Origin of the sequence: Dysosmobacter sp. Marseille-Q4140, from assembly GCA_018228705.1 — a bacterium.
Lineage (GTDB): Bacteria > Bacillota > Clostridia > Oscillospirales > Oscillospiraceae > Oscillibacter.
The window spans coordinates 3,277,469-3,300,038 of sequence record CP073694.1 but is presented as its reverse complement, the minus strand read 5'-3'; the positions used below and the strand labels follow the sequence as shown (position 1 = coordinate 3,300,038).

The window sequence follows — 22,570 nt, the reverse complement described above, 5'->3', positions numbered from 1 at the left end:
CCGGCGGCCCCGGCCTGCACGGCGGAGAGAGCGGTGGTCAGGTTGATCTGGTCAGTTTCCTGGAGGCTGAAATGCTCCGCCCCCTGGCTGGTCTCCACGTCCATGCCCGCCACGATGGCGGCGTTGCAAGCTGCGGAGAGCTCGTCCTCTTTTGCGGCCCGCAGGCCGTCCATCGGGTCCGGCTGGGCAGCCTTCCAGGCCTCCCAGGCCTCCAGATTGGGCGTCACCTTCCAGGAGATCGCTCCGGATCCGTCGGTCTCTTCTTCAATCACCACAAACCCGCTGTATCGCACCACCATGGCGGCCTGTTCGCCCGTCAGTGGGATCAGATCCGGAGCGGGGGTCGACTGCGGGGCGGGATAGGACCCGTCCGCATGGGCAGTCCTGTTCAGATAGTTCATGCTTCACCTCCGGGGATCGTCAAAGCGGCGTAAAAATACGTTTCGCCGGATGCGTTCAGCTGGTTCAGCGCCTGTCCATTGGCGTACCAGCTGACCTCGTTTCCGTTTACTTCGTAGAAAACGGTGACGTTTCCTGCCGATGTACCTCCAACACTTGCCACGGCTTGTGTGCCTCCGGCCAGGAACGGGGTTAAAAGGCCACTTGGGTGATTGAGACGCACGATAAAAACAAGGGCGATCCGATTTCGGAACACCAGCTTGTTTTTCGCGGTTGAATCGTAGGTCCCGGTGCCCGTGTACGCCCCGGTCTCCAAAACCGCGCCGCCGGGCACGAAGGGCGCCAGTTTTTCCAGCGCCTTCCCCAGGTCCCCACCAAACAGCTGCGGCGCTCTGACCGCTTCCGGAATCGTCATCGGCCAAAGGTTTTTCCCGTCCTTTTCCAGCCGGTCGACGGCGCCGCTGTCCGCAAACGCAGGGGCGGTTTTCGTGTAGTTCCATTCCCTGGTCACCGTCACCACGCCGCTGCCGGGGTTGGTGGAAGCCGTCAGGTGAATGGTCCCGCTGCCGACCGGCAGATCCAGCACCGAAATTTTGTTGGCGGCGCCGTTGACCGCCGTAAAGGTCCGCTCATAAACACCGTTGACGGTCTCCGTCACGGTAATGGCGCCGTCTCCGCTGGAGGAGCAGGTATACGCCACGTCGGCGCTCAGTTCTCCCAGGTCCCCGTCGGTTCCGGAGATCACCAGCGCCGACGCGGAAACCACCGGAACCGATGCGCTAGTGGTGTAGTCCCCGCTCACGCTTCCGGGCAGCACCACCTTCACCCGGTACTGCACCGTGCTCCAGTCCCCAGCGGTATCCGTATATCCGGTCTCCGCGCCGGAGTAGATTTGGGTCCAGCTCCCGCTGTCCGCCCGCCGCTCCAGCACGTAGCTCTGCGCGTCCGTAAAGGCGTTCCAGGAGACCGGAATGTCCCGGCCTTCCATGGCGATGGCCGGAACGCTCAGCCCGGTCACATTGCCCAGAACTCCCGCATACTCATACCAATAGTTTCCTGATACGCCACCGTTCGGATAGCCGGAGCTGGAATTGCTGTATGATACGCCCTGCAAATTGCCCTTAGTGTCAGAGAGGGTGTATTCCGTAAAATCTCCGATCAATAGGTCGCCACTGATGACTGCCCAGTCCAATCCTTGATAAATCTGCCGTACATTCTGGCTTGTTTGAGAGATATATTGGCCCCCAACGCTCACGCGGTCACCATTTGTACTGCCTGCTGTATATGTGCCTGCGTAATATCTGCCGACAATGCTTGGCTTGATCGAGGTATAGAAGAAGTTCCTCCAACCGCTCTTTACCTCGCCGGCTTCCACTTGGGCTGCGCAATGAACACTCCGGGTACTCTCCGTCGTCTTGATGGAATATCTGTTCCACTTGTAAACTGCCATGGCTCAGCCTCCCAGGTTATAGCGCTTGATCTCCGCGGAGGAAACAAGGACTCTCTCCGCATACCGTTTCGTCACGGGCTCCATGGGGGTTTCCGGATCACCCGCCAGGTACAGCGGGCCGGTCATGGTATCTCCGGTCCGTACGACATAATCCGTCCCCACAATGGCCTGCGCCCGGTCAGACCAATACTTGGCGTTGTTGGTGTCCTCCCCCTCCCGTGCGCCCGTCCCACCGGCGGCCCAGCTCTCAGAGAGCCGCGCAGCGCGCTGCGCGGCTTCCGCGTCCCCGGCTGCCGCAGCCGCACTGCCTTCCGCGGCCTTGGCGCTTCCGGACGCCGCAGCTGCGGCTTCAGCCGTCTCCGCCGCACATTCATTGGCGGCGGCCGCGGCCTCTCCGGCTTTTTCTGCGCTGTCGGCTGCATCCTGCGCATAGGTTTTCATTCCGTCCTCCACCCTGCCCATCACGGCAAGGACCTGCTGTGCAAAATCCGGTGTCGGCTCCGCCGGGGAACAAACACTGTCGTTTTCCTCCACCTGGAGGAAATCCCGCACACTGAACGCGGCGGAGGCGGGGGTCTGCGCCGCCTCGTCGGCAGCCTGATAGCCCTCCAGCGTGAAGGAGCACCACCCCGGCAGGGCCAGAGCCTCCGCCGGAACGGGCGTTTCATAGACCAGGGTATCCGCCTGTCCGCCGCCATTGGCATCAAACAGCACCAGAGAAACCGGATTTTGCCCCTTGGCATCCCGCCAGATGATCCGCTTGCCGTATCCGGCCCATGTATTATCCAAAGTGATATGCAGCTGCGTGGCGTTCCCCTCGCCCTGAACGCCGCCGTTTTTGCTGTCCTTCTGGACAAACATCCCGTTGATTTTCACATGGATGGTCCGCAAAGCGTACCACCTCGCTTTCTGTCAGATTGAATACGGCGCAGGCATCCCGGGAAAAAGGACGCCTGCGCCGTGTCGCAAACCGATTGCCGTGCCTCGCGGTTATTCCGTTTCCAGGCCCAGGTCTCGCGTCTCCTGAGCGAACTCTGCCGCCATACGGGCCTGCATCTGTCCGGCCCGCTTGTCCTGCGCCATGGAGTGCTCCAGGACCTCGGCGTATTTCCGCTTGATCTTCACGCTCTTTCCCCGGGGGACTTCAATCTTGATGCCGTTGACGATCACCGGCACGGGGTCTTTGTACTTGTCTCCGTCGTAGAACAGCTCCACTTCCACCAGTTCGTCTCCCCGGCGGACCTTCTCCACCTGCTTCGCGTCCTGGGTCGCAGGGTCCTTCTGCGCAGTGTCCTGGGCGGGAGCCTGCTGGGTGTCCTGGGCGGGAGCCTGTTCCAGGCTCTCGGTGTTCTGGGTTTCGTTCGCGGTAGTCTTAGGCATATACTCCTCCTTGTTCCGGGAGCTGCCCCCAGTCAGGGAGCGGCCCGATCAGTTGGCGATATGGTCGTTGACAGAGCTGGTGGTCTCCACGCGCACCATATACTCCTCCACCAGACGGACAGCGGTTTTCATCAGCTTCCAGCCGGCGGTGGCGCGCTGGTTCAGGGGGTCGGCGGTGCCGGCGCTGCCCAGCTGCTTGACGATGGTCTGGAGACCGCCGCCGGTGACCTCCGTCACGCCGTAGGCATTGGCGCCCAGGATCATGGTGGCATACACGTCCCGGCCGGACGCACCGGCGGAGACGAACTTCTTGGCCTCGGTGGTCTCCACGAAGCGGACGCCGCCCACCTCGCCGATCTCCTCGGCGTAGAGATTGCTGGTGTCCTTGTACTGGTGGGGATACTTCCACTCGGGATCGCTCATCAGATCGAACGACGCATCCGGGTGAACGATGCCCACATAGGAGTTGCCGATCCGCTTGGCGTTCTGGTTCTTCAGGGTGCGGGTAGCCATGCGCACGGCCCGCACGGTGAGGTTCATGTTGTCCGTCTCGTCGGTATAGGCCAGCGCAGCGCGGCTGTCCACCTGGCCCTCGGCGTACTGGACGTTGGTTCCGGCCACCATGACCTCCCGGGTGATGGTGTCGGAGGTGCGGGCCGCCTGCGAGGACAGCAGGGTGATGGCCTCCATGAGGTTGTTGTCGATGGCGGTGAGCAGCAGCTGGTCGCTGAGGGTGATGTATCCGCCGTACTGCTTGACCGTGGCCTCGATGGTGGTCACGGTGAGCTTCTGGCCGTCGGGTGTGACGCCCTCGGTCAGCTCCGTCAGCTGCTTTGCCAGGGGCGTATACTTGCGGAACTCGATGGTCTTGCCGCCGTTTTTGGGGATGGGCCGCTTCTGGGCAAACTGATCGTGGACCAGCTCCGGCTCGGCAAGGCGGATCAGCGCCTTGTCGTAGAAGGTTTTCATCTCCTTGCTGAGGCCGCCGTCGGTGGTGACGTTGGTGTTGGGCTCCGCAAAGAGCTGCAGCATGGCGGGAATGGTCATTAACTTCTGGAACATATGGTTGTCTCCTTTCCTTGCGGCAAAGAGACAGGGAAAAAGCGTCAGAAGGAGATGTGCTCTCCCCTCTGCACCCGTCGGATGATCTCGTCGATATCGTCATTGGTGAGGGAGTCCACGTTGTCCTTCACCACCACACCGGGCTGCTGGGCGGCGCCGTTTTCCTTGGGGCGGCGCCCCTTGGATCGGATGTTGTTGACCACATTGGTCTCCGCCTGCCGGGCGGCCCTGCTGGCCGTGTCCTGCATGATGGCGTCCCGGTTGGCGTACTCGTAGATCATCCGCATGGGCACATGGTGTTTGAGATACTCCATGTTCTGGGGATCCTTGACGAACTCCGCCAGGTTGAAATCCGGGTAGTCCTGCTGGAGCTCCGCAGCCTCCCGCTGCCAGGTCTCCACCTGCTGGCGGGACCGCTGGGCCGCCTGCATACGAAGCAGCTGCCCCTGCATCTGGGCGTTGCTGCGGCGCATCTTGTCCACCATGCGGTACTGGTCCACCGTCATACCGGCTTCCTCGGCGGCGGTCTCCCACATGGCGGTGTCGCTGTCCAGCGCCCGCTGGAGGGCGGCGATATCGCCGGGCGGGGTGTTGTACCGGCTGGAGAGCTGGTCCAGCACCACCCGCTGGTTCTCCAGCTGCTCCTGGAGACCGCGGGTCTCCTTGAACCGCCGGTCGATCATCCGCTGGGTATCCTGCTGGTAGAAGTCCTTGAACTCCCCGTTGATGAGTTCCCGATACCGGGCCTGACGCTCTTTGAGTGTCTCTTTGCCGTCTTTTTCGGCATTGGGGGTATTGTTTGCGTCTCCGGCGTCGAGACCTTCCGTGGAGCCTCCGTCCTGCCTGCCATAGAGGACAGTTGGCTGCTCCCCGCCCGAATCATCCGCCTGGCCGCTGGCGGAAGCGCCAAGGGAACCGGCCACCCCGCCGCCGTCACCGGAACCGCCGCCGTCACCGGCGAACAGCTGCAGCCGCGCAGGGAGAAGCGTGAATTTCTGATAGCCCATAGGGGCCTCCTTTCCGCGGGCGTTGTCCCGTGTCCAGTGGGTCCGGAAACCGGATCGGAATGCCCTCCGCCGCTTTTCAGCCCCGCGGAGGGCATCCATCCATGAAGAAGAGGAACGAAATTGATCTCCGGCCACAGATCCAGCGTAACAACGAGCCGTCCAAAAAGCGTCAAATTTCCGAAAAAAATTTTTCAGTGCAGGACTTCACGGGAAATGCGTACGTATTCCGGGTACTCCGCCGCAATGGAGGAAAGGCCTGCGGAGAGCATCTCATACACCGCCCTGGAGCCGGGCGTCCTGTGAAAGAGGAACCGGGCGCTGCCTCCGCTGTCCCGGCTGGCCCAAAGGCAGATCTCCGGATGTGCGGCCAGCCATCCATGCAGGGACAGCGCCAGGGCGGAAACGGCGGCACACACGATGTCCTGCCCCTCCGGCGCATATCCGGCGTGTCCCTCGATCCGCAAGTTGTAGGCGTCCTCCGTCGGATCCGAACACATGTTAATCGTAATCACTTGACAGATACCCCCGATGTACGGCTCATGTCGGGCCTGGACTGCTCCATGAGAACCTGCCCGTAAGGGGTCGTATCGGCTCCATGAGCGGTCTGGGCTGCCAGGGCCTCCGCTCCGATCCCGCGGCCCGTCCCTCCGCCGGATGACGGCGCCGCAGAACTTCCGGCCTGAGCGGACACGGTTCCGGTCCTCTGACCCAGGACCGCCCGCAGCATATTCAATTCCATGGTGGCCTGGGTCAGCATGTTCAGCAGCGTCTGGCCCTGCTGCACCTGCTGCATCACCTGATCGTGCCCGTCGAAGTCCATCATCTGGAGGGCTGCCATGCTCTCCTGTGCCCGTTCCGGGTTAAAAAATCCCAGGGAGTAGAACTCCTTCGCCATCTCGTTCTGAGCCATCTGGGAGAAGGGAGACCGCTTCTGAGCTCTGATATCGTAATCAAAGACCGGCCTGCGGAACATGGGCACATATCCCTCCATGGTCTCTCCGCCGGGAACCGCCGGCGGCAGCTCCTGATCCCGGATGTCGGCGTTGGAGAACCGTTCAAACCGCTCCCCGCCGTTGGGGCCCACGATCCGGAAGGACCGCTCCACATCGTAAAACTGCCGCATCAGCTCCACCACCATGGAGTCGATCTTGCGATAGGCCCGGTAGCTGCCGGAAATGCTGTCCCGGCTGGTCTTGTTTCCCGCCTCCTGGAGAGCGGCGATGGCGGCGGCCGCGGTCACGCCGGATGTGGTGCCGCCGGCGTTGTAATCCCGGTTGGCGGTGGTCTCCTTCAGTTCGTTGATCTTCAGCTGCAACACATCCAGAACGTTCCCCGGCACCTGCTGGACCTCGATCTGCCGCAGGCGCGTCTCGTCCAGAGAAGATCCCTCCACGTCCACGATATCCTGGTTCCAGTCGCAGAACTGCTCCATGTTGACGCCTGTCTGCGCAGAGCGGAAGAACCGGGGCTTGGAGCACATGAGGGCGTTTTGAAGCACCGCGCCGGAGAGCTTGTCGATGTAGAGCTGGGGGTCCTTTGCCACCGCGATATAGCCGAAGCCCGCCGGGGAATCCTTGTCCGGAAACAGCACGTCGAACACCACCGGGTAAAGCCCGTGGTCGTAGAGGCCCGTCTCCCGGTACTCCGGATCATCCTCCGTGGCCTCCAGCACCGTGTCTCCCACGAACTTGCAGTAATGGAGAATGGTCCTGCCGCTTGGACTTTTGACCTTGTAGTACCAGTCCACCACCAGGGCCTTGCTGGCAGTGTCGATGTTCTCGTCGTGGATGTATTCCGACACGGTGATCACCTGGGAATCCATGCTCCCCTTTGCCCTGGGATATTCCTCCGCGAGCAGGTCCTTGTCCACCAGTGACACGATAAACAGGTTCCGGCTGGCCTGGATATCCCGCTTTCCCGGCTCCCAAAAGATGTTCAGAAGGTCGATGTCCCGGACCACCACGTCCCCCAGTCCGTTTTCCTCGTCGGAATCCCAGAACACGCCGTAGACGGCGGTCCCATGCTTCAATTTCTCCCACCAGTTGTCGTTGTAGACCTGCTCGAAATCCGCCCGCTCCAGGACCACCGGCAAAATGTCGGACAGGAGCTGCGCGCTTTGCCGGTCGCTCTCCTCCCGGGGCAGAACCGCAGGCACCGGGAAGTTGTCCATGGCGTCGGCGTGCTTCTGGGCGATGGAGTCAAACAGCCACGCTGAGGTAGGCTCCGGAGTCCGGGCGTCTTTCTCCTTCTTGCGCCGCAGGTACTCCCAGTGGCGCAGCCTGTACCACTGCTCCTCCTCGATCAGGCGGTTCTCCAGGGCCGTCTTGCCGTCCTTGTACTTGGTGAGGGTCTCCCGGGCCCTGGCAAGCCGCTCCTGCGTCATGGTCCGGGTCCGTCCGCTGCGCAGCAGGGACACCCCGGCGGCAGCTGCGGCGCCCACGGGCCCGGCAGCGGGCCCCGCCTGCGCCCCGGGGCCATCCGGCACCCGGTTGCCCTGATTTCGTCCAAATCCAAATAATCCACTCATCATCCGAGCCTCCTGTAAAATTCGTATGGATCGTAGTCCTCCGTGTCAGTGTCCAGCGGGTCGTAGGGCTTCACCGCCGGCGGCTTGTGTACCGGCATGGCCACCGGGAACTCCATGCAAAGATACCGGCACTCGTCGTAAATATGGTCCTCTCCGTCGGTGTCCACATCCTCCACATCCGTCTCGGAGTACACCAGGGCCGGAATGGTGCGGATGAAGTGCCTGCATGTGGAAAACACATAGAGCATGGGCCGCCCGTTCCGGTCGAAGGCAAGCCGGTTGTGGATCTGCATTTTCCCGTTGAGCCGGTCGTGGTTGCCCGCCTGCCAGTACACGCCGCGGCGCTCCATGCTGGCGGCCACGCTCTGCGTTCCGGCATCGGAGAAGATCGCCGGGTCCGCCACACCGATCACGTTCCTCCCTCTGAGATTGGGGTCCTCGCTCTCGATGCGCCGGATCTCGTCAGCCACCTTATCCGGATACCACTTGACGCCCACATTGGGCTCCCCGGTGCATCCGTACAACTCCCGGATCCGGTAGAGGCGTTTGTCGTGGTCCACGGCGTACCAGCCCACGGAAAAGGGCCTGGAATAGCCCCAGTCCATGCTCCGCCAAACAGCCCAGGTCTCCGGGATCCGGAACGGGTCGATCACATGGGTGCCGCGGCGGTCCTTGTAGTGATCCCGGTCGTTTCGCCATTCCATGAACACCTGACCGGCAAAGCTGTCCCAGTTGCCGTAGAGCAGCGCGTCCCGCTCCGCCGCCGGCAGCGAGCCCAGGCGGAACAGATAATCCGGGTCGTTCCGGAGCAGCGCCTGGTTGTCGAACACCGTGGAGGGCACAAAAATGGAGCTGCGGTACCTGGAGCGGACGCTCCCGTCCGGCTCCTGGATCTCCACCCGCTTCCAAACGGTCTGCATGGGCGGCGCCGCGGTGATAAACAGGTCCTTGACCCAGGCGTGCCCCACGCCGCCGGGGTTGGCGGAGGCCCTGGCATACACCCGGGTGCCCGGTCCATTGGGGCGGTTCCGGGAGTGGACCAGAAAATCGTAGATCTCATAGGGAAACTGGGTCAGCTCGTCAAACCCGATGAAGTCGTAGGGCTTTCCCTGGAAATTGTACTTGTCCTTGACGTGAGGGACACTGCCGAAGATGATGACGGCGCCGCTGGGGAACTTCCACACGTGCTTGCTCTCGTTGAATTTCGCCCCTGGGAACGCCTTGGGATACAGCCGCAGCGTCTTTCCGATCAGGTCCTCCAGCTGGGGATAGGTCCTGCGGACGATCAGACCGCGGTAGTAAGGGATATGCACCTGCCGGGTGGCCTCCATCACCAGGGCGTCAGACTTGCCGCCTCCCGCCGCCCCGCCGTAAAGGGCCTCGTCCTCCGCCCGGGACATGAAAACGGCCTGCTTGGGCTGCGGCCGCCAGATCACATTCGTCCTCACAAACTCCGCTCCATTCCGTCCGCCGCATGGCGGCGAACATCCATTCCGCTCCGTTGCTCGTCCTTTCCCCACCGGACCCGCTGACGCTGGGCTCCGGCGGGGGCCCCGTTATCCATCCGGCCCCCCACCTTCCTCAGACGGCGGCTCCAGGGGCGCCACGGCCGGCAGCTCCACCACGCCGGTCTCCATTCCGCCGTCCCCGCCGCCCTGGGAATCGTCAGGCCGGTATTTCCAGCGGTCCCGCCGGCGGTTGGTCAGCCAGAACATGGCGCTGGTAGGATCCGGCGGGATATCCCTGGTGACTTTCTTCGTCAGGGTATGGACCATCCCGTCCCGGTCCAGCTTCTCCTCCACCGTGGTCTCCTCGCACTGATAGCCGCAGGCTCGCTTGTAAAGGGCCGCCTCCACATGATCGTCGGCCACGGCGCACGCCCCCGCGAAAGCCTCCCAAAGCGCCGCATAGCGCTCGTCCCCCTCGCTGCCCAGATCCAGGTACCTTCGCAGCGTGGAGTAGGCAATGCGCAGCTTCCCGGCGATCTCCTTTGCCGTTGCCCCCGCCGCCGCCCACTTGGAGATCTTCTTGATGTTGGGCAGCACGTGGGTGTCGTATTTACTTTTCGCCACGGCCGCCTCCCCCCTTTCAGATCCAGCGTAGCAGTCCGGCGGTAAAAAAGCGTCAAAGGGAGCCGCAGAAACGGACAGATGCTGCAAAGGGCCATCCGCCGCCCCCGCCCTCACAGGATCGATCCTCCCCTGTCATACGCACAAAAGCATGCCCCCCTCTCCTCCCCTACCCTCCCTCTCTCCCCCGCGGGAAAAAAAGCGGGCGGGAGCAGATTTCCCTACTCCCGCCCAAGCCAGGGCTACCCCCCCTGGAAGCACTCCCGGACCGGACCGCCCGGCGTATGGAACTCCACGGTGTGGAACCGCCTCTTTGGATGGATCCAGACCACAGTCCCCTCCACCGTCGGACGGTGCCCGGGCCCCTTTTCCTCCGAGAGCATGAAAGTCACCGGCTCCCGCCGGACCCTATCTCCAATTTCCATCGTTCATATCTCGCGGACCCGCCATCCGCGTTCCTCCATGAGCTTCTTTTTGATCTTGTAGGCCTCTGTGCGGACCCCCTTGACGTCCTCGACAACGAAATTCCACCTGTCGGCCGGACACTGCTCTTCGTACCCCCTCCAGAATGCCGGCATCTCCCAGTATGTAAAATCCGCCTTGTAGGTGATGGCCCGCACGGCGTCCCCATCGCTGTTGACATAGCCCTCCTGAAGGGTGAAGGTGTGCTGGAGCCGGAGATCCCGGATCATGCCGGCGCGCAGCCGGGCGGTCAGTTCGTCGTACCGGCGGGCCTCCTTCTGGCTGTCAAACCGCCGCAGCTCCCCGTTGGGCATCATCCGTACGGCCTTGCGGCTGCCGTACTTGCTCTCCCGGGCCTTGACCACCAGCATCTTGCTGAGGACCTGCCGCTGGGCCTCCGGTCCCAGACGGCTCACATCAATTCTCATCGGCATACCTCCAGATCACCCCCCGGTAGGGGATCCCCGTCCGGCAAGCGGCGGAAATGCGGGCAGCCTGCCCGCCGGTCCGCTCCGCCGCCAGGGAGACGGATGGGTACCCCGTCTCCGTCCCATCCGGCGGGCGGCGGTCATAGTAGTCGCATACTCTTGGATCTCGGATACACTGTGAACATGGTGTATAACAATCAGGTTCTCCTTGCATAGTACATCCATCACATGTCAGCGGCTCGTTCGGCGGGGTGAGGGCGGCGCTTTCATACGTTTTGGCGAAGATGTCCGGCTTGCAAGGATAAAATTCCCCGTTTACGCCCTTGATGATGTAGTCACCTGGGCTTGCATGGTGGTCGCCCTCGAGGGTGTGAATAACAAGTCCAACTCGAGGGATGATTTCAAATACTTCCGGGTCGATAAACTCACACATTTCTGCGTGGTTTTCTCCTGTCCACTGTGCAGCCTCAACCACAACAGGCTTTTTTCTATACGCCCTTTCCATCTTTCAGCGCCTCCAATCTCTCCAACTGCCCTTCCTGCGCTGCCAGTGTAATGGGACGTCCACAGTTTGGGCAATACTGCATGTTACCAGATACATCAATAGACCCTTCAAAAGGTCCGTAAAACTGAACCTCTCCAATCGCTAAACCTGCGTTTTTACAGGCCTCGCACCCAGGCCACACCTTCTCCACCTTCTCCCGGCTGACGGGGCGGAGGGCGGAGAGGGCAATGTCTATGGCTTGTCTTATCATTCCGTCTTTGCTGATGTACGTTTTGGCGAACTCAATCGTTTTGATTGCTTCTTCCCGCGTCATGGTTGAGCCCCCTTTCCCTCGACAATTTTGGCTTTGCACTCCAAAAACCGTTTCAGCCACATGCCGCACGAACAGCATAACTCGCTTTTATTTTCAAATGCATTTGCGTTTCCATTCTGAACAGTGACAAATACCGCACTTCCAGAAGGATTTATAACTGATCCGCATCTATCACATACATGCTGTATCATTTTACCCCCTCCAGCATCTCCATCTCCTCCGCGCTCAGAATCGGGGCGCGGGTGTTCCAACGCTTAATCCCTATGATCGTGTGGTTTTCTATCGGAACATTTCTAACTGCGCCTTGAATAAGTTCTGCTTTTTTGCTTGAGCTGTACAAAGATAATCCGCATTTGTTACAACGAATAATCGTCCCGCTAAGTCCATATTCAACTTCTTGCACTTTCGTTGTTGGGCCGCATCCGCAGCAAGGGCACGGAAGCAGCTCCCCGCGCTCTGTGATACGATCCGCTGCGGCGCGGTCGCCTAATAGGGCAAGTGTGCAGTCATCCATCATACTGCCACCGACTTTTCAAATTCCGCCATCGTGGTAATGGCCTTTTTGCACCATTCCGGAAAGTTCGCCCTCACCAATGCGGTTGCAAACGGCGGGGGAACCGCGTTCCCGCAGCGGGCCACCTGCTTGCTTTTCCCGTAAACATTTCCCTTGTAATCCCGGTCAATTTTGTAATCGTCCGGGAATCCGTTTGCCCGGTATAGCTCCCGGGGAGTCAGCATACGCAGGCCAATGTCTGCCAGGAAATAGGCCGCGCTGTCGATTTCAAACAGGATCACGTCCTCCGGCCCCAGGTTATACCCGCAGTAGGTGTTCAGCAGGTCCCGGATCTCCGGCCAGTGTTGAAGATCCGCGCCCGGTTCTGCCCGGACCACCGTTGTCTCCACAACACCGTGGTGCGCTCCGCTGGCGGTTACGGTGGAGAGCGGCCGTCCCATGGGTTCTCCAAACTCTGTCCCGTAGAATTTCGCCATATGCGCCAGGGTAAGGCCCTCCCGGTCCCTCGCCATGACCGTGTGAAGCGGGTCCCGGATGTTCTGCCCGTGCCGGGCGCTGCCGTAGTATTTGAGCAGACCGGCTGCTGTCAGACCGTAGCGGTTAGCGGCGTCGATGGTCATGACCGGCCCGGTGACTTCCTGCCCACGCAAATATTCCGACTGCTCCGTGTGATATTGGATCAGAGAGGGTGCTACAAGGCATTCTTCCGCTTTTGACACCTGCGTGTGCGTCGGATCCGTGACCTTTCTTCCCCGTTCTCCGCCGCCGGTCTGTCCAATGGCTGCCAGCGTCGGCGTAATCATCATTTGATTGCCTGCCGTTGTCACGGTATGAACCGGAGCGTCCGCTCCCGCCCCTATGCTGTTTGTGGTGTTTGTTGCAGTCAGCGGCGCCATGACCGGCTCCGCGACACCGTACCCGTGTTTTGCGGTAACGGTGTGCAGTGGTTCTCCCGTCAGCTGCCCGCGGAATGCCCCTGAATGGTTCACCTGAACCATGTATGGCTGGCAACCCCCGTGTTTCCCGGTCCCAACCGCCGTCGGAATGGGTGCGTCTATATCGTGTACGCGCGGGAGCTGCCCCGACGCCTCTCCATACCCCACTGGCACAATGAATGGCCGAGAGGACTTGATCACGAACTTGTCCACCCCCCGGGCCACCCGCCACATGGTGTTGGGCCGAAGAGGCCGCTGCGCGGACAGTCCATACTTCTCCCGGATCTGTTCCCGCGTGTCGAATACAGAGGGGCAAGGGAGACTCCAGTCGATGATCTCTGCCGCACTTTTCCACGGCTTTTTCCGTCCCTCCAACACCTCCCGGCTGTCCGCCGGGGCGTGGGTGGCTTCCGGCCAGACGATGGGACGCCCGTCGCACCTGGCGATCAGGAAAAACCGCTTGCGTGTGGTGGGAGCGCCGTAATCCGCCGCCACCAGTTCCCGCCATTCGACGGCATATCCCAGGGCATCCAGCTGTCCAATGAACCGACGGAACGTCTCCCCGGATCTCGACTTCACAGGCCGCCCCCGGCGAACCGGACCCCAAGTCTGAAATTCCTCCACGTTTTCCAGGATGATGACCCGGGGGCGCACCGTTCCGGCCCAGCGCAGGACGATCCACGCCAGCCCCCGGATCCGCCTGTCCACTGGTTTTCCGCCTTTTGCCTTGGAAAAGTGCTTGCAGTCCGGAGAGGCCCAGAACAATCCTACTTTTCTTCCCCGGCAAACTTCTCTTGGGTCCACGTCCCAAACGCTTGCCTGATAGTGCATGGTGTATGGATGATTGGTCTTGTGCATCAGGATGGCGTCCGGATCGTGGTTTATCGCGGCGTCCACCACCCGCCCCGTTGCCAACTCAATCCCAGTAGAAGTCCCGCCTCCCCCGGCAAAACTGTCCACGATGATCTCCTCATCCAGCCTTGTCTGGCCGATATCCGGCAGTGTCATTACCACCGCTCCCCCTTCCACTGTCCGCCCATCCGCAGCGCCACCATCCGGTCCCGGACCAGCTTGTCCATGACGCGCCCGGGCGGGATCTGCTCCATATCGGCCAACCGCTGGAGATTTCCGGCGGTCTGTGCGGTGACCAGGATAGAGATCCGCCGCAGGTTCTTTCCCTTACGCATCGGCGCCCCCCTCTCCGGGAGAGACCAGGCGGCAGACGATCCCTCCATCATCCAGCGCCTGCAAGCCCAGGGCCCTGTCGGCGTGTTTGTGCGCAAAGGGGTAAATGACGATCTCCTCCCGGCCGTCCATGGCAGCCACCATCAGGGCCTCACACATGGCCGTCACGTCCTCCAGGGCCCGTCTGGACGCCTCCCGGACGTTCCGTACCTCCTGGTGCAGCCGCAGGATCTCCTGGACGGAGGCCCTGTCCTTCTTCCGCAGGAGTTCCAGCTCCTTCCGCTTGCTCTTCTGCTTTGCAACGCACTGTTTGTTCATCGGTATTCCTCCGTTGATGTTGATTTTTCATACTGCTCCGTGCAGAACCGGGCAAGGGTACAGTCCCTCCACCCGGAGACGCTGGAGCAGTACCGCCCCGCGAATTCCGCGAACGCGGCACGATCTGTAAAGCGCAGCTGCGCCGCCTGGCAGACGATGCAGCGCTTCTCCTCCCGCACCCAGTAGGGGCATGTCCATGTCCTAGGCATGGTCCGGAACCTCCGCCGGGTCCGGAGCCACAGGGAGAATGTCCTCCCCGTACACAGCCCGGCACCGCCCGATCCAATCCAGCCACGACACGCCCCGGGCCTCCGCTTCGAACCAGGTTTCCAGGCCCGCCGCGTGCATCTGCCTGCGGCGGGCTTCCGCCAGCTCTCCGTAGAACTTCCGGATGTACGGCAGCATATCCGCGGTGAGCCACATACCTTCAGGCGCGGCGGCATCCTCTCCGGCGGCGGACTTCGTCTCCATCGCCAGGCCGCCCGTGATATCCGCGATGTCCGGAAAAAACTTATTTCTCCGGGCCCAGTTCATGGACGCCTCCACCACATCGTCCATGGCGAACGGTGCCAGCGCCACGCGCCAGACCATCTTGATGTTCTCGCTTTTGAGTTTGGCGGCGGAGGCGGGAAACAGGGTGCGGTAGAGCGTCCAGATCTTTTCAAATTCCTCGGTCTGCATAAGTCCTCCCTTCTATCGGCAGAAGGACAGGTATCGTATACCTCCTCCCCCATGTAGAAGTAAAACTATCAGTATCAATATACTCTTAGGTACGGTTAGGTACGGTTACGAGTGGAATTCCGCGTGACTTCCGGCGGATTTCCGCTGTTTTTCCTCTGGAATTCTCCAGGAAGTCCAAAGGACGTCCAGCGGAATTCCGGCGGAACTCCGACGGATTTCATCAGAATGTCCGGGCTGTCACCGCCTCGCCTCCGCTTTCCTCCGGCGGTCACTCTCCCGCTTGTCCATCAGCTTTCCGGCGTAGTCGTACCAGTCGTGGATGTAATAGGAATTCCCACGGACATCCAGGTACCCGCTCTCCACCAGAGCGGCCACACCGGCCTCTCCCTTTTTCCCGGGCGGCAGATCCAGAGCGGACGCAATGTCCCCGGCCTCCAGCCCCGTCAGCTCCCCGTCCTTCCGGGCGGCGGTGAGCCCCCAGGAAAACAGATCGTGCAGAAGCCCGACGGCGTACCGCCGGTCCACCTTCAAAAGCCGGGCCAGCTTCAGCGTTTTCGGGTGTTTCGCCATGGTGTCATGGGCCTCAAACCACGCCATATCGCTCACCACGATCCCGAGGGCGCCTTACGGCGCCCCCTCCGCTCCGGCGCCGTCCAGAACCTCGCCGGTGGCCCCGTCCACCTCGACGCCCTCCGCCTCGATGACGGTCTCGTCAGGCAGGGCGAACATATCGTCGGAGAGGCCGGTCTTGATGGTCTCGTCGGCCGCCGCCTGCCGGACGAACTCCGTGGACAGCGGCGCGTACTTCAAACACCGCTTGAGCACGGTTTTCTTCGCCATCTCCTCAAAATTGGTCTGCCAGGGGCCGTTGCTGAAGGCCTTGGAATACTTCCGGGCATGGGCGCGCACGTCCTCCATGCTCATGACGGAAAAGCCGTAGCCGCCGTCCTTGGTCTGAAACATGGCCCACACGCTGACGGGGTCTCCCCGGTCTGCGGTGAGCAGCGGCTTGAAGATCAGGCGGTCATCGGTGCCATACTCCACCTCGAACACATCGTTCTGATGGACCACCTCCGCCTGGATGGTCCTGACGCTGCCGGAGCGGTAGGCCAGATCGATCAGACCCTTGTACCCCAGCTGGAACTGGCATTCCAGTACGCCGTGGTTCCGATAGGGAATCAGATAGGCCTGCCCCAGGGGCGTATTTGGCTCCAGACCCAGCTGGGCGGCGGTCATCATGGCCCCCAGAAAACTCTTGGGCGTACACTTCGCCAGCGTCGGATTGGTGGACAGCGCCGAGAGGGTGATCCGGGTAAACCGCTCCGGCGTCAGCACGGAGGGCAGCGCCCTGGCGATCTCCCCCTGCATGACCTTGATGTAGTCCTGAATGGTGGCCGGGCCCTTTTTCCCGGCTGCGGCGGCGGTGGCCGCCTGAATGGCGTTCTCCTTCATTTGCCTGCATCCTCCTTCGTGATCTTGAACGGCCGGCTGACGCTGGCCTTGTAGTACCCGCTGAGATCCATACCCGGGTGATCTCTGGCGAACCGCTTGGCGTCAAAGAGCATCCGGGTCTGGTTTTTCCAGGTGACGGAGAACCCCTCACAGGAACCGGAGGCCGCCTGCCCCAGGTCCTCCATGATGGTCTGCTTGATGGCGTCTATCTCTCTTGCTATGCGGTCTGCGGCATATTTCAGGTCAAAATACTCCCGGAAAAGGCCCTCACGGCCCAAAAGCTGGACCTCCCCGCCGTTATCCTCCGCATAGATGGTTTCCAGAGCCTCCGTCGTGGCCCGCTCGCCATGCACCGGCGGCGGGTCATCCCGCTCCACATAATCGGACCAGAACTGCTCCGCCGCGGCGGTCAGAGCCGCGATCTCCTCCGGTCCCACATAGAGACTGCTCTCGCACCATTCCGGCATATCGTCTCCCGGCACCGTGGTCATCTGGTAGATCTGGAACCCCTTTCCCAGAATCAGGACCGCCAGGTACCACCGCCGGTACCCGGTGACCGCCAGATAGGTCACGCACTGGCAGTAGTAGTTCTCCGGGAAGTCCCCGCCGGCAAACCGCCGGGAGGAAAGGGCGCTGGCCGTTTTGCACTCCAGTCCGGAGTCCTCCCCCACTACGTCGCGGTCGATGTTGGCGTGCAGGTGGGGGTAATCGTCGCTGCGCAGGATGGCGTTCAGCCGCCGGACCTTCTTCCCGCTCTTCTCCGTGAAGCGCCGGGCCACATAGTCCTCCAGGTCCCGCCCCTGACGCATGGCCTCATTGTCCTCCTGATCCGGAATACGGCCGGTCTTGTCCGCCCACACAGCGTAGGGGCTGGAATAGCGGTGCATCCCCAGTACCGCCCCCATATCGGACCCGCCCAGGCTCTTGCGGCGCTCGGCCAGCCATTCCTCACGGGTCATGCTCAGGGTCGATGTCTTATGTATCATGCCGGTTCCTCCTCTTCTTGATTGTAAGGGCATTTGCAGACCGGGCAGAGGACTTGCAAAGAGGTCTCCCAGTGCCCCTCCCCGTCCAGATCCTCCCGCCAGCTGACGATCAGGGGCTCGTCAAAGCGCTCCCCGCAGATCTCACAGCGGTGCATCTTTCCGCCTCCTTCCTCCCGGGCCTTCCGGGCCCGGTCGATCATCCTCCCATACCGGAAGGCCATGTCTTTGAGCATCTGGATCTCCACATCCAGGCTTGTCCGCCCGTTCATTCCGCCGCCTCCCCGCCGGAAGGTCCCAGGGGCTGAAAAAGGATCTCCTTCCCGATACCGATCACCTGTTCCAGACATTCCTCAAACGCCTCAGAGGGCCGGCTGTACCCGCCCAGGTAGGCATAGACGGTATCGGGTGAATAGTGGACGGCCTCCGCCAGCCGAACAGCGGTGGTGCCGCTTTCCCGCATCCAGCGGGTGATCTCAGGGTAGATGCAGCGGGCGAAGGGCCGCCGTCTGTTCAGCACCCGCAGAAGGGAATCGCTGACGTTCTCGCCGGTACACCCCATCCGCTCTCCGATCTCCCGGCAGGTGTATCCGTCCAGGCGCATGGTAAACGCCGTGATCTTCTCCTCCCTGGTCATAGCCCGTGATCCCCCGCGCACCGCACAAGCGGCAGGAAATCGCCGCTGTGCCCACCGGGAGCCTCTGTAACGGCTTCTGCATAAACCGGCGGCCCGGCGGATACCGGCACCATCAGAAGCGCCAGAAGCGTCAAAAACGCCGCCAGGAAGAAACAGATCAGCACCAGCGCAGCCATGCAGCGCCGCATCCGGCGGCGGCGTTCCTCCCGGGTCAGGCGCCGTTTCTTCAGCCGCAGGAACCGAGCCCGGTCCCGCACAGCCGCCTCCTCGGCCAGATATTCCTCAAATGATTTCATTTCCGTTCCTCCAGCTTGTCCACCAGACGGAACAGCCACCCGGCTGCCGTCCCTGCTCCGATCAAAACCAACGCAAACTCAAATCCTGTCACGCTTTTCTCCTTTACACCATCCATCCCCGGCGGATCAGTTCTTCGCACTTGCGCACGATGGCCTCCCGCCGTCTCTGCTGAGCCGCCTCACTGATGCAGGGGTCGTAAACCGTCACGCGGGCAACGCCGTTTTTCGGCCCGAAGTCCACGCTGTAAGAGGTGACCCGGTAGGGCTTCCCGTCCTTCATGATGATATTGTCCTCCAAGTCCCTCACCTCCCCTGCATCCTATGGAGGCCCGGCCTTGTCCGATGCCTCCATCACGCCCCCTTTTCCTCCAGGCCAAGGATCTCGTCGACAGCAGCCCGGATCTTGGGCACGTTCAGCTGACCGGTGCTCAGCTTGTAGAGAAGGCTGCTGTCGCAGTACAGCCCGGTCCGTTCCCGGACCTGCTCAATCAGCCACGTCTGGGGCTTGTCCAGTTCGATCAGCCGGATCTTGATCTGCTTCCCATACGGGGTCAGGTTCACGCCTTTCCCTCCTTTCTCCGTCGTTGACATATACCGTTTTGTGTAATATACTTTTGTTAGTAGGACAGCAGCATATCACGCAAAACGGTATCGCTATATTTTTATACTATTACCTTTCCGTGTGATAGTCAAGGCGAAAATTACCGTTTTGTGTGATTTGTTGGATCACACAAAACGGGAGGTCGTTTTATGTCTGTTTTGTCTGACAGAATCGATTTTTTGTGCAAGGAAAAGGGAATAACCGGGTATAAGCTCTGCAAAGACATTGGAATCAGCCCAAATGTGATGACAGAACTCCGAAAAGGCAGAAGATCCGGCCTCTCCGCAAAGAACGCCGATAAGATCGCCTCCTATTTCGGTGTGAGCGTCGGGTATCTCCTGGGCACCGAGCCGGAGCCATTGCTGACGCTGGATCTTGGAAACGCAGCGTTGTCCATGGCTCCGGAAACAGAAAAGGCGCCCGCCCTCCAGCCGGAGGACGAGCGCGAAGCGGAAATTTTGAGATTGTTCAGGGGGCTTTCCGAGGCGGAACAGGAGCGGGAGCTTGCTTTTCTGCGAGAGCGCGCAGGCGGGAAAGATACCTGATCTGCTCCTGCTCTCCCAGGGTACGGAAGATCCGCAGCGCCTCCATGGCTTTCTCGTCGGCCATATCCCTCTCCCCCCTTCCGTTTAATCGAACTTTTGTTCTATAAGCGTATCATACAAAAAAGCTGTAATCAATGTACACTTTTCACAAGTTTCTTGTATTTGATTTTCTGTTTTGATATAGAGAGAAGGAAGGCTCCATGAATTACTACGATGTCCTAGGCATCCCACAAAGTGCTTCACAGGAGGAGATCCGCGCAGCTTACCTGGCACAGATCAAATACTTCCATCCGGATGTCTTTCCGGGAAATCCGGAGATCGCAAAGCTCAAAACGCTCCAGCTCAATGAAGCCTATGCGGTTTTGTATAATCCGGACCGAAGGGCACAATATGATTGGATTTTGCATCAAGCGAGAAATGCTCCCCCACCCCCGCCGCCGGATACCGAGACATCCGCAGATAAAGCCCCTCCCCACCGTGAGTCCAGCCATGCTGCCCATCAAACTCCACGACAGGCAAGCCGCAGAAAGCACGACGATCTGCTCCGCTTCCTGTTGGGTATGGCATCTGTTGCGGTAATCGTTCTTCTGGTCTCTTTGCTCCCGGAAAGCAACACACCGGAACGCAGCGGGGACAATGATCTTCCCCAGATCTCGCAAACCGAGCCTAAAGAGGCCGCCGGTGTTTCGTCAACAGGAGGAAAGCTGGTCCCCCATTCCGAACCTCTCCCTTTCACCGGGCAGATCCTTTATGAAAACGGATGGGACCGGGTGGCGCCATTCGGTGTTGTCACGCGCGGCCAGGAGAATTTCTTTATAAAGCTGAAAGACAGAACCGGTAAAGATGATATTCTTACGTTTTTTGTCCGGGCCGGAGAAACTGCGGAGGTCGATGTTCCACTTGGGACTTATACGCTTTACTACGCAACAGGCGAATTCTGGTATGGAGAAGAAGAGCTTTTTGGGGAATCGACAGCTCGCTTCAGGGCCGAAGAGCTGTTTGACTTTTACGAGGAAGACGGCTATGTAAACGGGTGGACGGTGGAGCTCTACCTGCAAACCAATGGAAACCTGGACACAGTGCCGATCGACCCGGGCGAATTCTAGTAAGGAGGAGGATGACCTATGACCCGTGAAGAACTGTCCACATACCGCGACGCCGGGCGCCCGGTGATCTCCTCCATGTACCTGCGCAAGTCCAGAGCGGAAGAGCATATGAGCCTGGAGGAGACCCTGGCCAGGCACAAGGCTGCTTTGACGGAATACGCCGCCAAATACGGATACCTGGTGGAGCCGGAGGACATTTACGAAGAAGTGGTCTCTGGCGAGAGCCTGTTCGCCCGGCCGCAGATGCTGCGGCTCATGGAGGCGGTGGCGAGCGGAAAATATGAAGCCGTTCTGTGCATGGATATGCAGCGCCTGGGGCGCGGCGGCATGTATGACCAGGGGTTCATCCTGGACACCTTCAAGGCCAGCGAGACCCTGATCGTCACACCGGAGCGGCTGTACGATCTCACAAAGGAGATGGACGAGCAGGCCGCCGAAATGGAGACCTTCCTCTCCCGCGGGGAGTACCGCATGATTACCAAGCGCCTGCGCCGGGGAACATTGCAGTCGGTCCAGAACGGGGCCTACATGGCAAATCCCCCCTTCGGATACCGGAAGGTCCGCATCGGGCGCCTTTCCAGCCTGGAGATCGTTCCGGAGGAAGCGGAGTGCGTCCGGAAGATCTTCCAGCTCTATGCAGACGGAAACGGATGCACCCGCATCGAGCAGGCGGTCAACGCCATGGGGTACCACGGAAGGCGCGGCAGCCGGTTCAACCGGAACACCATCCGCCTGATCCTGGACAATCCGGTCTATATCGGCAAGATCCGGTGGAACAAAACCAGCACCGTCAAGGTAGGCGTGGGAGCCGAGCGGGTGAAGAAAGTGATCTACAACCAGGAGGACAAGATCCAGATCATCGACGGGCGCCACCCGGCGATCATTTCACAGGAACTCTGGGATACCGTCCAGGCCCGCCGGAAGTCCCGGTACTTCTACGTGGACAACAAGCATGTGGCCTCTCCCCTGGCGGGCCTCGTGCATTGCTCCAAGTGCGGCCGGCTGATGAACATGATGGGTAAAAACAAAGGGGTGGCATACCTCCTGTGCCCCACGAAGGGCTGTACCGCCGGAGCCAAATTTGAGTATGTGGAACAGGCCGTTCTGTACCAACTGGGGCAGATGGCCGCCGGCCTGGAGGTCCAGATAGAGGCCGGAACGGAGCCGGACACCTCCGCCCTGGACGCCATTCATGAGAAGCTGGAGGCGCAGCTTCAGAAGCTGGAGGACCGCCGGAACCGGCTCTATACCCTGCTGGAGGACGGCACCTATTCCAAGGACCTGTTCACGGAGCGCATGCAGATCCTCACCGCTGAAGAAAGGCGCCTGCGGGAAGCCCTGTCTGATGTGAACGAAGATCTCCGCGCCGCCAAGTCGCAAAATCAGAAAAAGCAGCTGGAGCAGCTGAAAACCGTTCTGGCCCACTATCAGGAGTCCAGCATACCGGCCAGAAAAGCGCTATTGCAATCCATCATCGCAGATATCCAGTACACCAAAGAGAAAAAGACGAAGCCCGCAGACTTCGCCCTCTCCATCACGCTCGTCGATTTCATTTAAGCACAATCTTCAAAACCGCTCCATGTTGTTCACGGCAGGAATCGAAGATCTTCCTGGTATGGATGCAAACCGCCTCACGGATGCCGCAGGGTTCCCCCACGGGACCGGGCATGACTTTCTCGGGCATTGCAATACCTCCTAAAATAAGTAGCTGGATG

The 22,570-nt window shown here is 60.7% G+C and carries 29 protein-coding genes and 1 pseudogene; 3 read left to right on the top strand and 27 right to left on the bottom strand.

Annotated elements, in window-relative coordinates:
• From KFE19_16655 to KFE19_16525, 27 genes and pseudogenes are all read right to left on the bottom strand, one after another.
• The coding region (locus KFE19_16655; GenBank protein ID QUO37949.1) for a hypothetical protein at positions 1–401 on the bottom strand (401 nt) is incomplete at its 3' end.
• Complete coding sequence (locus tag KFE19_16650) at positions 398–1,849, bottom strand: hypothetical protein (protein QUO37948.1); 1,452 nt, start codon at positions 1,847–1,849, stop codon at positions 398–400. The genes KFE19_16655 and KFE19_16650, both read right to left, overlap by 4 nt.
• Before the next feature lie 3 nt (positions 1,850–1,852).
• The gene (locus tag KFE19_16645; GenBank protein QUO37947.1) at positions 1,853–2,740 is read right to left on the bottom strand and encodes a hypothetical protein; all 888 of its coding nucleotides are present in this window, start codon (positions 2,738–2,740) and stop codon (positions 1,853–1,855) included.
• 99 nt (positions 2,741–2,839) lie between these two features.
• Positions 2,840–3,229 (bottom strand): hypothetical protein, encoded by a 390-nt coding sequence (locus tag KFE19_16640; protein ID QUO37946.1) that lies wholly within the window; start codon positions 3,227–3,229, stop codon positions 2,840–2,842.
• 48 nt (positions 3,230–3,277) lie between these two features.
• The gene (locus KFE19_16635; protein ID QUO37945.1) at positions 3,278–4,291 is read right to left on the bottom strand and encodes a N4-gp56 family major capsid protein; all 1,014 of its coding nucleotides are present in this window, start codon (positions 4,289–4,291) and stop codon (positions 3,278–3,280) included.
• Positions 4,292–4,335: 44 nt separating this feature from the next.
• A complete protein-coding gene (locus tag KFE19_16630; GenBank protein ID QUO37944.1) occupies positions 4,336–5,298 on the bottom strand; it encodes a hypothetical protein in 963 nt (320 codons plus the stop codon).
• A 191-nt stretch (positions 5,299–5,489) separates the two neighbouring features.
• Positions 5,490–5,810, bottom strand: coding sequence for a ribosomal-processing cysteine protease Prp (locus KFE19_16625; protein ID QUO37943.1), 321 nt, complete (start codon positions 5,808–5,810; stop codon positions 5,490–5,492).
• On the bottom strand, positions 5,807–7,825 hold the full coding sequence (locus KFE19_16620; protein QUO37942.1) for a hypothetical protein: 2,019 nt from the start codon (positions 7,823–7,825) through the stop codon (positions 5,807–5,809). Before KFE19_16620 ends, KFE19_16625 begins: the two co-directional genes overlap by 4 nt.
• On the bottom strand, positions 7,825–9,225 hold the full coding sequence (locus KFE19_16615) for a terminase family protein (protein ID QUO39670.1): 1,401 nt from the start codon (positions 9,223–9,225) through the stop codon (positions 7,825–7,827). Before KFE19_16615 ends, KFE19_16620 begins: the two co-directional genes overlap by 1 nt.
• Positions 9,226–9,381: 156 nt before the next feature.
• Entirely contained in the window at positions 9,382–9,897 is a 516-nt protein-coding gene (locus KFE19_16610; protein ID QUO37941.1) for a transposase, read from the bottom strand.
• A gap of 425 nt (positions 9,898–10,322) precedes the next feature.
• The gene (locus KFE19_16605; GenBank protein ID QUO39669.1) at positions 10,323–10,727 is read right to left on the bottom strand and encodes a DUF1064 domain-containing protein; all 405 of its coding nucleotides are present in this window, start codon (positions 10,725–10,727) and stop codon (positions 10,323–10,325) included.
• Positions 10,728–11,049: 322 nt separating this feature from the next.
• A pseudogene (locus KFE19_16600) lies at positions 11,050–11,289 on the bottom strand (hypothetical protein).
• Positions 11,273–11,602 carry a hypothetical protein gene (locus KFE19_16595; protein ID QUO37940.1) on the bottom strand — a complete coding sequence of 110 codons (330 nt, stop codon included), beginning with the start codon at positions 11,600–11,602 and terminating at the stop codon, positions 11,273–11,275. Before KFE19_16595 ends, KFE19_16600 begins: the two are co-directional and overlap by 17 nt.
• A gap of 187 nt (positions 11,603–11,789) precedes the next feature.
• Positions 11,790–12,119, bottom strand: a complete 330-nt coding sequence (locus KFE19_16590; GenBank protein QUO37939.1) for a hypothetical protein — start codon at positions 12,117–12,119, stop codon at positions 11,790–11,792.
• Positions 12,116–14,059 carry a DNA cytosine methyltransferase gene (locus KFE19_16585; protein QUO37938.1) on the bottom strand — a complete coding sequence of 648 codons (1,944 nt, stop codon included), beginning with the start codon at positions 14,057–14,059 and terminating at the stop codon, positions 12,116–12,118. The genes KFE19_16590 and KFE19_16585 overlap by 4 nt, the downstream gene beginning before the upstream one ends.
• On the bottom strand, positions 14,059–14,238 hold the full coding sequence (locus tag KFE19_16580) for a hypothetical protein (GenBank protein ID QUO37937.1): 180 nt from the start codon (positions 14,236–14,238) through the stop codon (positions 14,059–14,061). The genes KFE19_16585 and KFE19_16580 overlap by 1 nt, the downstream gene beginning before the upstream one ends.
• The gene (locus KFE19_16575) at positions 14,231–14,554 is read right to left on the bottom strand and encodes a hypothetical protein (protein ID QUO37936.1); all 324 of its coding nucleotides are present in this window, start codon (positions 14,552–14,554) and stop codon (positions 14,231–14,233) included. The genes KFE19_16580 and KFE19_16575 overlap by 8 nt, the downstream gene beginning before the upstream one ends.
• Positions 14,551–14,763, bottom strand: coding sequence for a hypothetical protein (locus tag KFE19_16570; GenBank protein ID QUO37935.1), 213 nt, complete (start codon positions 14,761–14,763; stop codon positions 14,551–14,553). The genes KFE19_16575 and KFE19_16570 overlap by 4 nt, the downstream gene beginning before the upstream one ends.
• Positions 14,756–15,235, bottom strand: coding sequence for a hypothetical protein (locus KFE19_16565; GenBank protein ID QUO37934.1), 480 nt, complete (start codon positions 15,233–15,235; stop codon positions 14,756–14,758). Before KFE19_16565 ends, KFE19_16570 begins: the two co-directional genes overlap by 8 nt.
• A 237-nt stretch (positions 15,236–15,472) precedes the next feature.
• Positions 15,473–15,832, bottom strand: a complete 360-nt coding sequence (locus KFE19_16560) for a hypothetical protein (GenBank protein QUO37933.1) — start codon at positions 15,830–15,832, stop codon at positions 15,473–15,475.
• Positions 15,833–15,859: 27 nt separating this feature from the next.
• Entirely contained in the window at positions 15,860–16,687 is an 828-nt protein-coding gene (locus KFE19_16555) for a recombinase RecT (protein QUO37932.1), read from the bottom strand.
• Positions 16,684–17,673, bottom strand: a complete 990-nt coding sequence (locus KFE19_16550) for a YqaJ viral recombinase family protein (GenBank protein ID QUO37931.1) — start codon at positions 17,671–17,673, stop codon at positions 16,684–16,686. Before KFE19_16550 ends, KFE19_16555 begins: the two co-directional genes overlap by 4 nt.
• Positions 17,670–17,942 carry a hypothetical protein gene (locus KFE19_16545; GenBank protein ID QUO37930.1) on the bottom strand — a complete coding sequence of 91 codons (273 nt, stop codon included), beginning with the start codon at positions 17,940–17,942 and terminating at the stop codon, positions 17,670–17,672. The genes KFE19_16550 and KFE19_16545 overlap by 4 nt, the downstream gene beginning before the upstream one ends.
• Positions 17,939–18,307, bottom strand: coding sequence for a hypothetical protein (locus KFE19_16540; protein ID QUO37929.1), 369 nt, complete (start codon positions 18,305–18,307; stop codon positions 17,939–17,941). The genes KFE19_16545 and KFE19_16540 overlap by 4 nt, the downstream gene beginning before the upstream one ends.
• Positions 18,304–18,603 (bottom strand): hypothetical protein, encoded by a 300-nt coding sequence (locus KFE19_16535; protein QUO37928.1) that lies wholly within the window; start codon positions 18,601–18,603, stop codon positions 18,304–18,306. The genes KFE19_16540 and KFE19_16535 overlap by 4 nt, the downstream gene beginning before the upstream one ends.
• A gap of 103 nt (positions 18,604–18,706) precedes the next feature.
• Positions 18,707–18,901, bottom strand: a complete 195-nt coding sequence (locus tag KFE19_16530) for a hypothetical protein (GenBank protein QUO37927.1) — start codon at positions 18,899–18,901, stop codon at positions 18,707–18,709.
• Positions 18,902–18,954: 53 nt separating this feature from the next.
• Positions 18,955–19,194, bottom strand: coding sequence for an XRE family transcriptional regulator (locus KFE19_16525; GenBank protein QUO37926.1), 240 nt, complete (start codon positions 19,192–19,194; stop codon positions 18,955–18,957).
• A gap of 159 nt (positions 19,195–19,353) precedes the next feature.
• On the opposite strand from KFE19_16525, the gene KFE19_16520 reads away from it, so the two are divergent.
• From KFE19_16520 to KFE19_16510, 3 genes are all read left to right on the top strand, one after another.
• Positions 19,354–19,749, top strand: coding sequence for a helix-turn-helix domain-containing protein (locus KFE19_16520; protein ID QUO37925.1), 396 nt, complete (start codon positions 19,354–19,356; stop codon positions 19,747–19,749).
• A gap of 200 nt (positions 19,750–19,949) precedes the next feature.
• On the top strand, positions 19,950–20,855 hold the full coding sequence (locus KFE19_16515; protein ID QUO37924.1) for a J domain-containing protein: 906 nt from the start codon (positions 19,950–19,952) through the stop codon (positions 20,853–20,855).
• Between the two features lie 18 nt (positions 20,856–20,873).
• Positions 20,874–22,412 (top strand): recombinase family protein, encoded by a 1,539-nt coding sequence (locus tag KFE19_16510; protein ID QUO37923.1) that lies wholly within the window; start codon positions 20,874–20,876, stop codon positions 22,410–22,412.
• Positions 22,413–22,570: the final 158 nt, after the last annotated feature.

Excerpts from the sequence above, each read along its gene's own strand:
- KFE19_16650 (QUO37948.1), bottom strand. The coding sequence starts at position 1,849 with ATGGCAGTTTACAAGTGGAACAGATATTCCATCAAGACGACGGAGAGT.
- KFE19_16640 (QUO37946.1), bottom strand. The coding sequence starts at position 3,229 with ATGCCTAAGACTACCGCGAACGAAACCCAGAACACCGAGAGCCTGGAA.
- KFE19_16635 (QUO37945.1), bottom strand. The coding sequence starts at position 4,291 with ATGTTCCAGAAGTTAATGACCATTCCCGCCATGCTGCAGCTCTTTGCG.
- KFE19_16630 (QUO37944.1), bottom strand. The coding sequence starts at position 5,298 with ATGGGCTATCAGAAATTCACGCTTCTCCCTGCGCGGCTGCAGCTGTTC.
- KFE19_16620 (QUO37942.1), bottom strand. The coding sequence starts at position 7,825 with ATGAGTGGATTATTTGGATTTGGACGAAATCAGGGCAACCGGGTGCCG.
- KFE19_16615 (QUO39670.1), bottom strand. The coding sequence starts at position 9,225 with ATGTCCCGGGCGGAGGACGAGGCCCTTTACGGCGGGGCGGCGGGAGGC.
- KFE19_16605 (QUO39669.1), bottom strand. The coding sequence starts at position 10,727 with ATGCTGGTGGTCAAGGCCCGGGAGAGCAAGTACGGCAGCCGCAAGGCC.
- KFE19_16595 (QUO37940.1), bottom strand. The coding sequence starts at position 11,602 with ATGACGCGGGAAGAAGCAATCAAAACGATTGAGTTCGCCAAAACGTAC.
- KFE19_16590 (QUO37939.1), bottom strand. The coding sequence starts at position 12,119 with ATGATGGATGACTGCACACTTGCCCTATTAGGCGACCGCGCCGCAGCG.
- KFE19_16585 (QUO37938.1), bottom strand. The coding sequence starts at position 14,059 with ATGACACTGCCGGATATCGGCCAGACAAGGCTGGATGAGGAGATCATC.
- KFE19_16580 (QUO37937.1), bottom strand. The coding sequence starts at position 14,238 with ATGCGTAAGGGAAAGAACCTGCGGCGGATCTCTATCCTGGTCACCGCA.
- KFE19_16575 (QUO37936.1), bottom strand. The coding sequence starts at position 14,554 with ATGAACAAACAGTGCGTTGCAAAGCAGAAGAGCAAGCGGAAGGAGCTG.
- KFE19_16570 (QUO37935.1), bottom strand. The coding sequence starts at position 14,763 with ATGCCTAGGACATGGACATGCCCCTACTGGGTGCGGGAGGAGAAGCGC.
- KFE19_16565 (QUO37934.1), bottom strand. The coding sequence starts at position 15,235 with ATGCAGACCGAGGAATTTGAAAAGATCTGGACGCTCTACCGCACCCTG.
- KFE19_16560 (QUO37933.1), bottom strand. The coding sequence starts at position 15,832 with ATGGCGTGGTTTGAGGCCCATGACACCATGGCGAAACACCCGAAAACG.
- KFE19_16555 (QUO37932.1), bottom strand. The coding sequence starts at position 16,687 with ATGAAGGAGAACGCCATTCAGGCGGCCACCGCCGCCGCAGCCGGGAAA.
- KFE19_16550 (QUO37931.1), bottom strand. The coding sequence starts at position 17,673 with ATGATACATAAGACATCGACCCTGAGCATGACCCGTGAGGAATGGCTG.
- KFE19_16545 (QUO37930.1), bottom strand. The coding sequence starts at position 17,942 with ATGAACGGGCGGACAAGCCTGGATGTGGAGATCCAGATGCTCAAAGAC.
- KFE19_16540 (QUO37929.1), bottom strand. The coding sequence starts at position 18,307 with ATGACCAGGGAGGAGAAGATCACGGCGTTTACCATGCGCCTGGACGGA.
- KFE19_16535 (QUO37928.1), bottom strand. The coding sequence starts at position 18,603 with ATGAAATCATTTGAGGAATATCTGGCCGAGGAGGCGGCTGTGCGGGAC.
- KFE19_16525 (QUO37926.1), bottom strand. The coding sequence starts at position 19,194 with ATGTCAACGACGGAGAAAGGAGGGAAAGGCGTGAACCTGACCCCGTAT.
- KFE19_16520 (QUO37925.1), top strand. The coding sequence starts at position 19,354 with ATGTCTGTTTTGTCTGACAGAATCGATTTTTTGTGCAAGGAAAAGGGA.
- KFE19_16515 (QUO37924.1), top strand. The coding sequence starts at position 19,950 with ATGAATTACTACGATGTCCTAGGCATCCCACAAAGTGCTTCACAGGAG.
- KFE19_16510 (QUO37923.1), top strand. The coding sequence starts at position 20,874 with ATGACCCGTGAAGAACTGTCCACATACCGCGACGCCGGGCGCCCGGTG.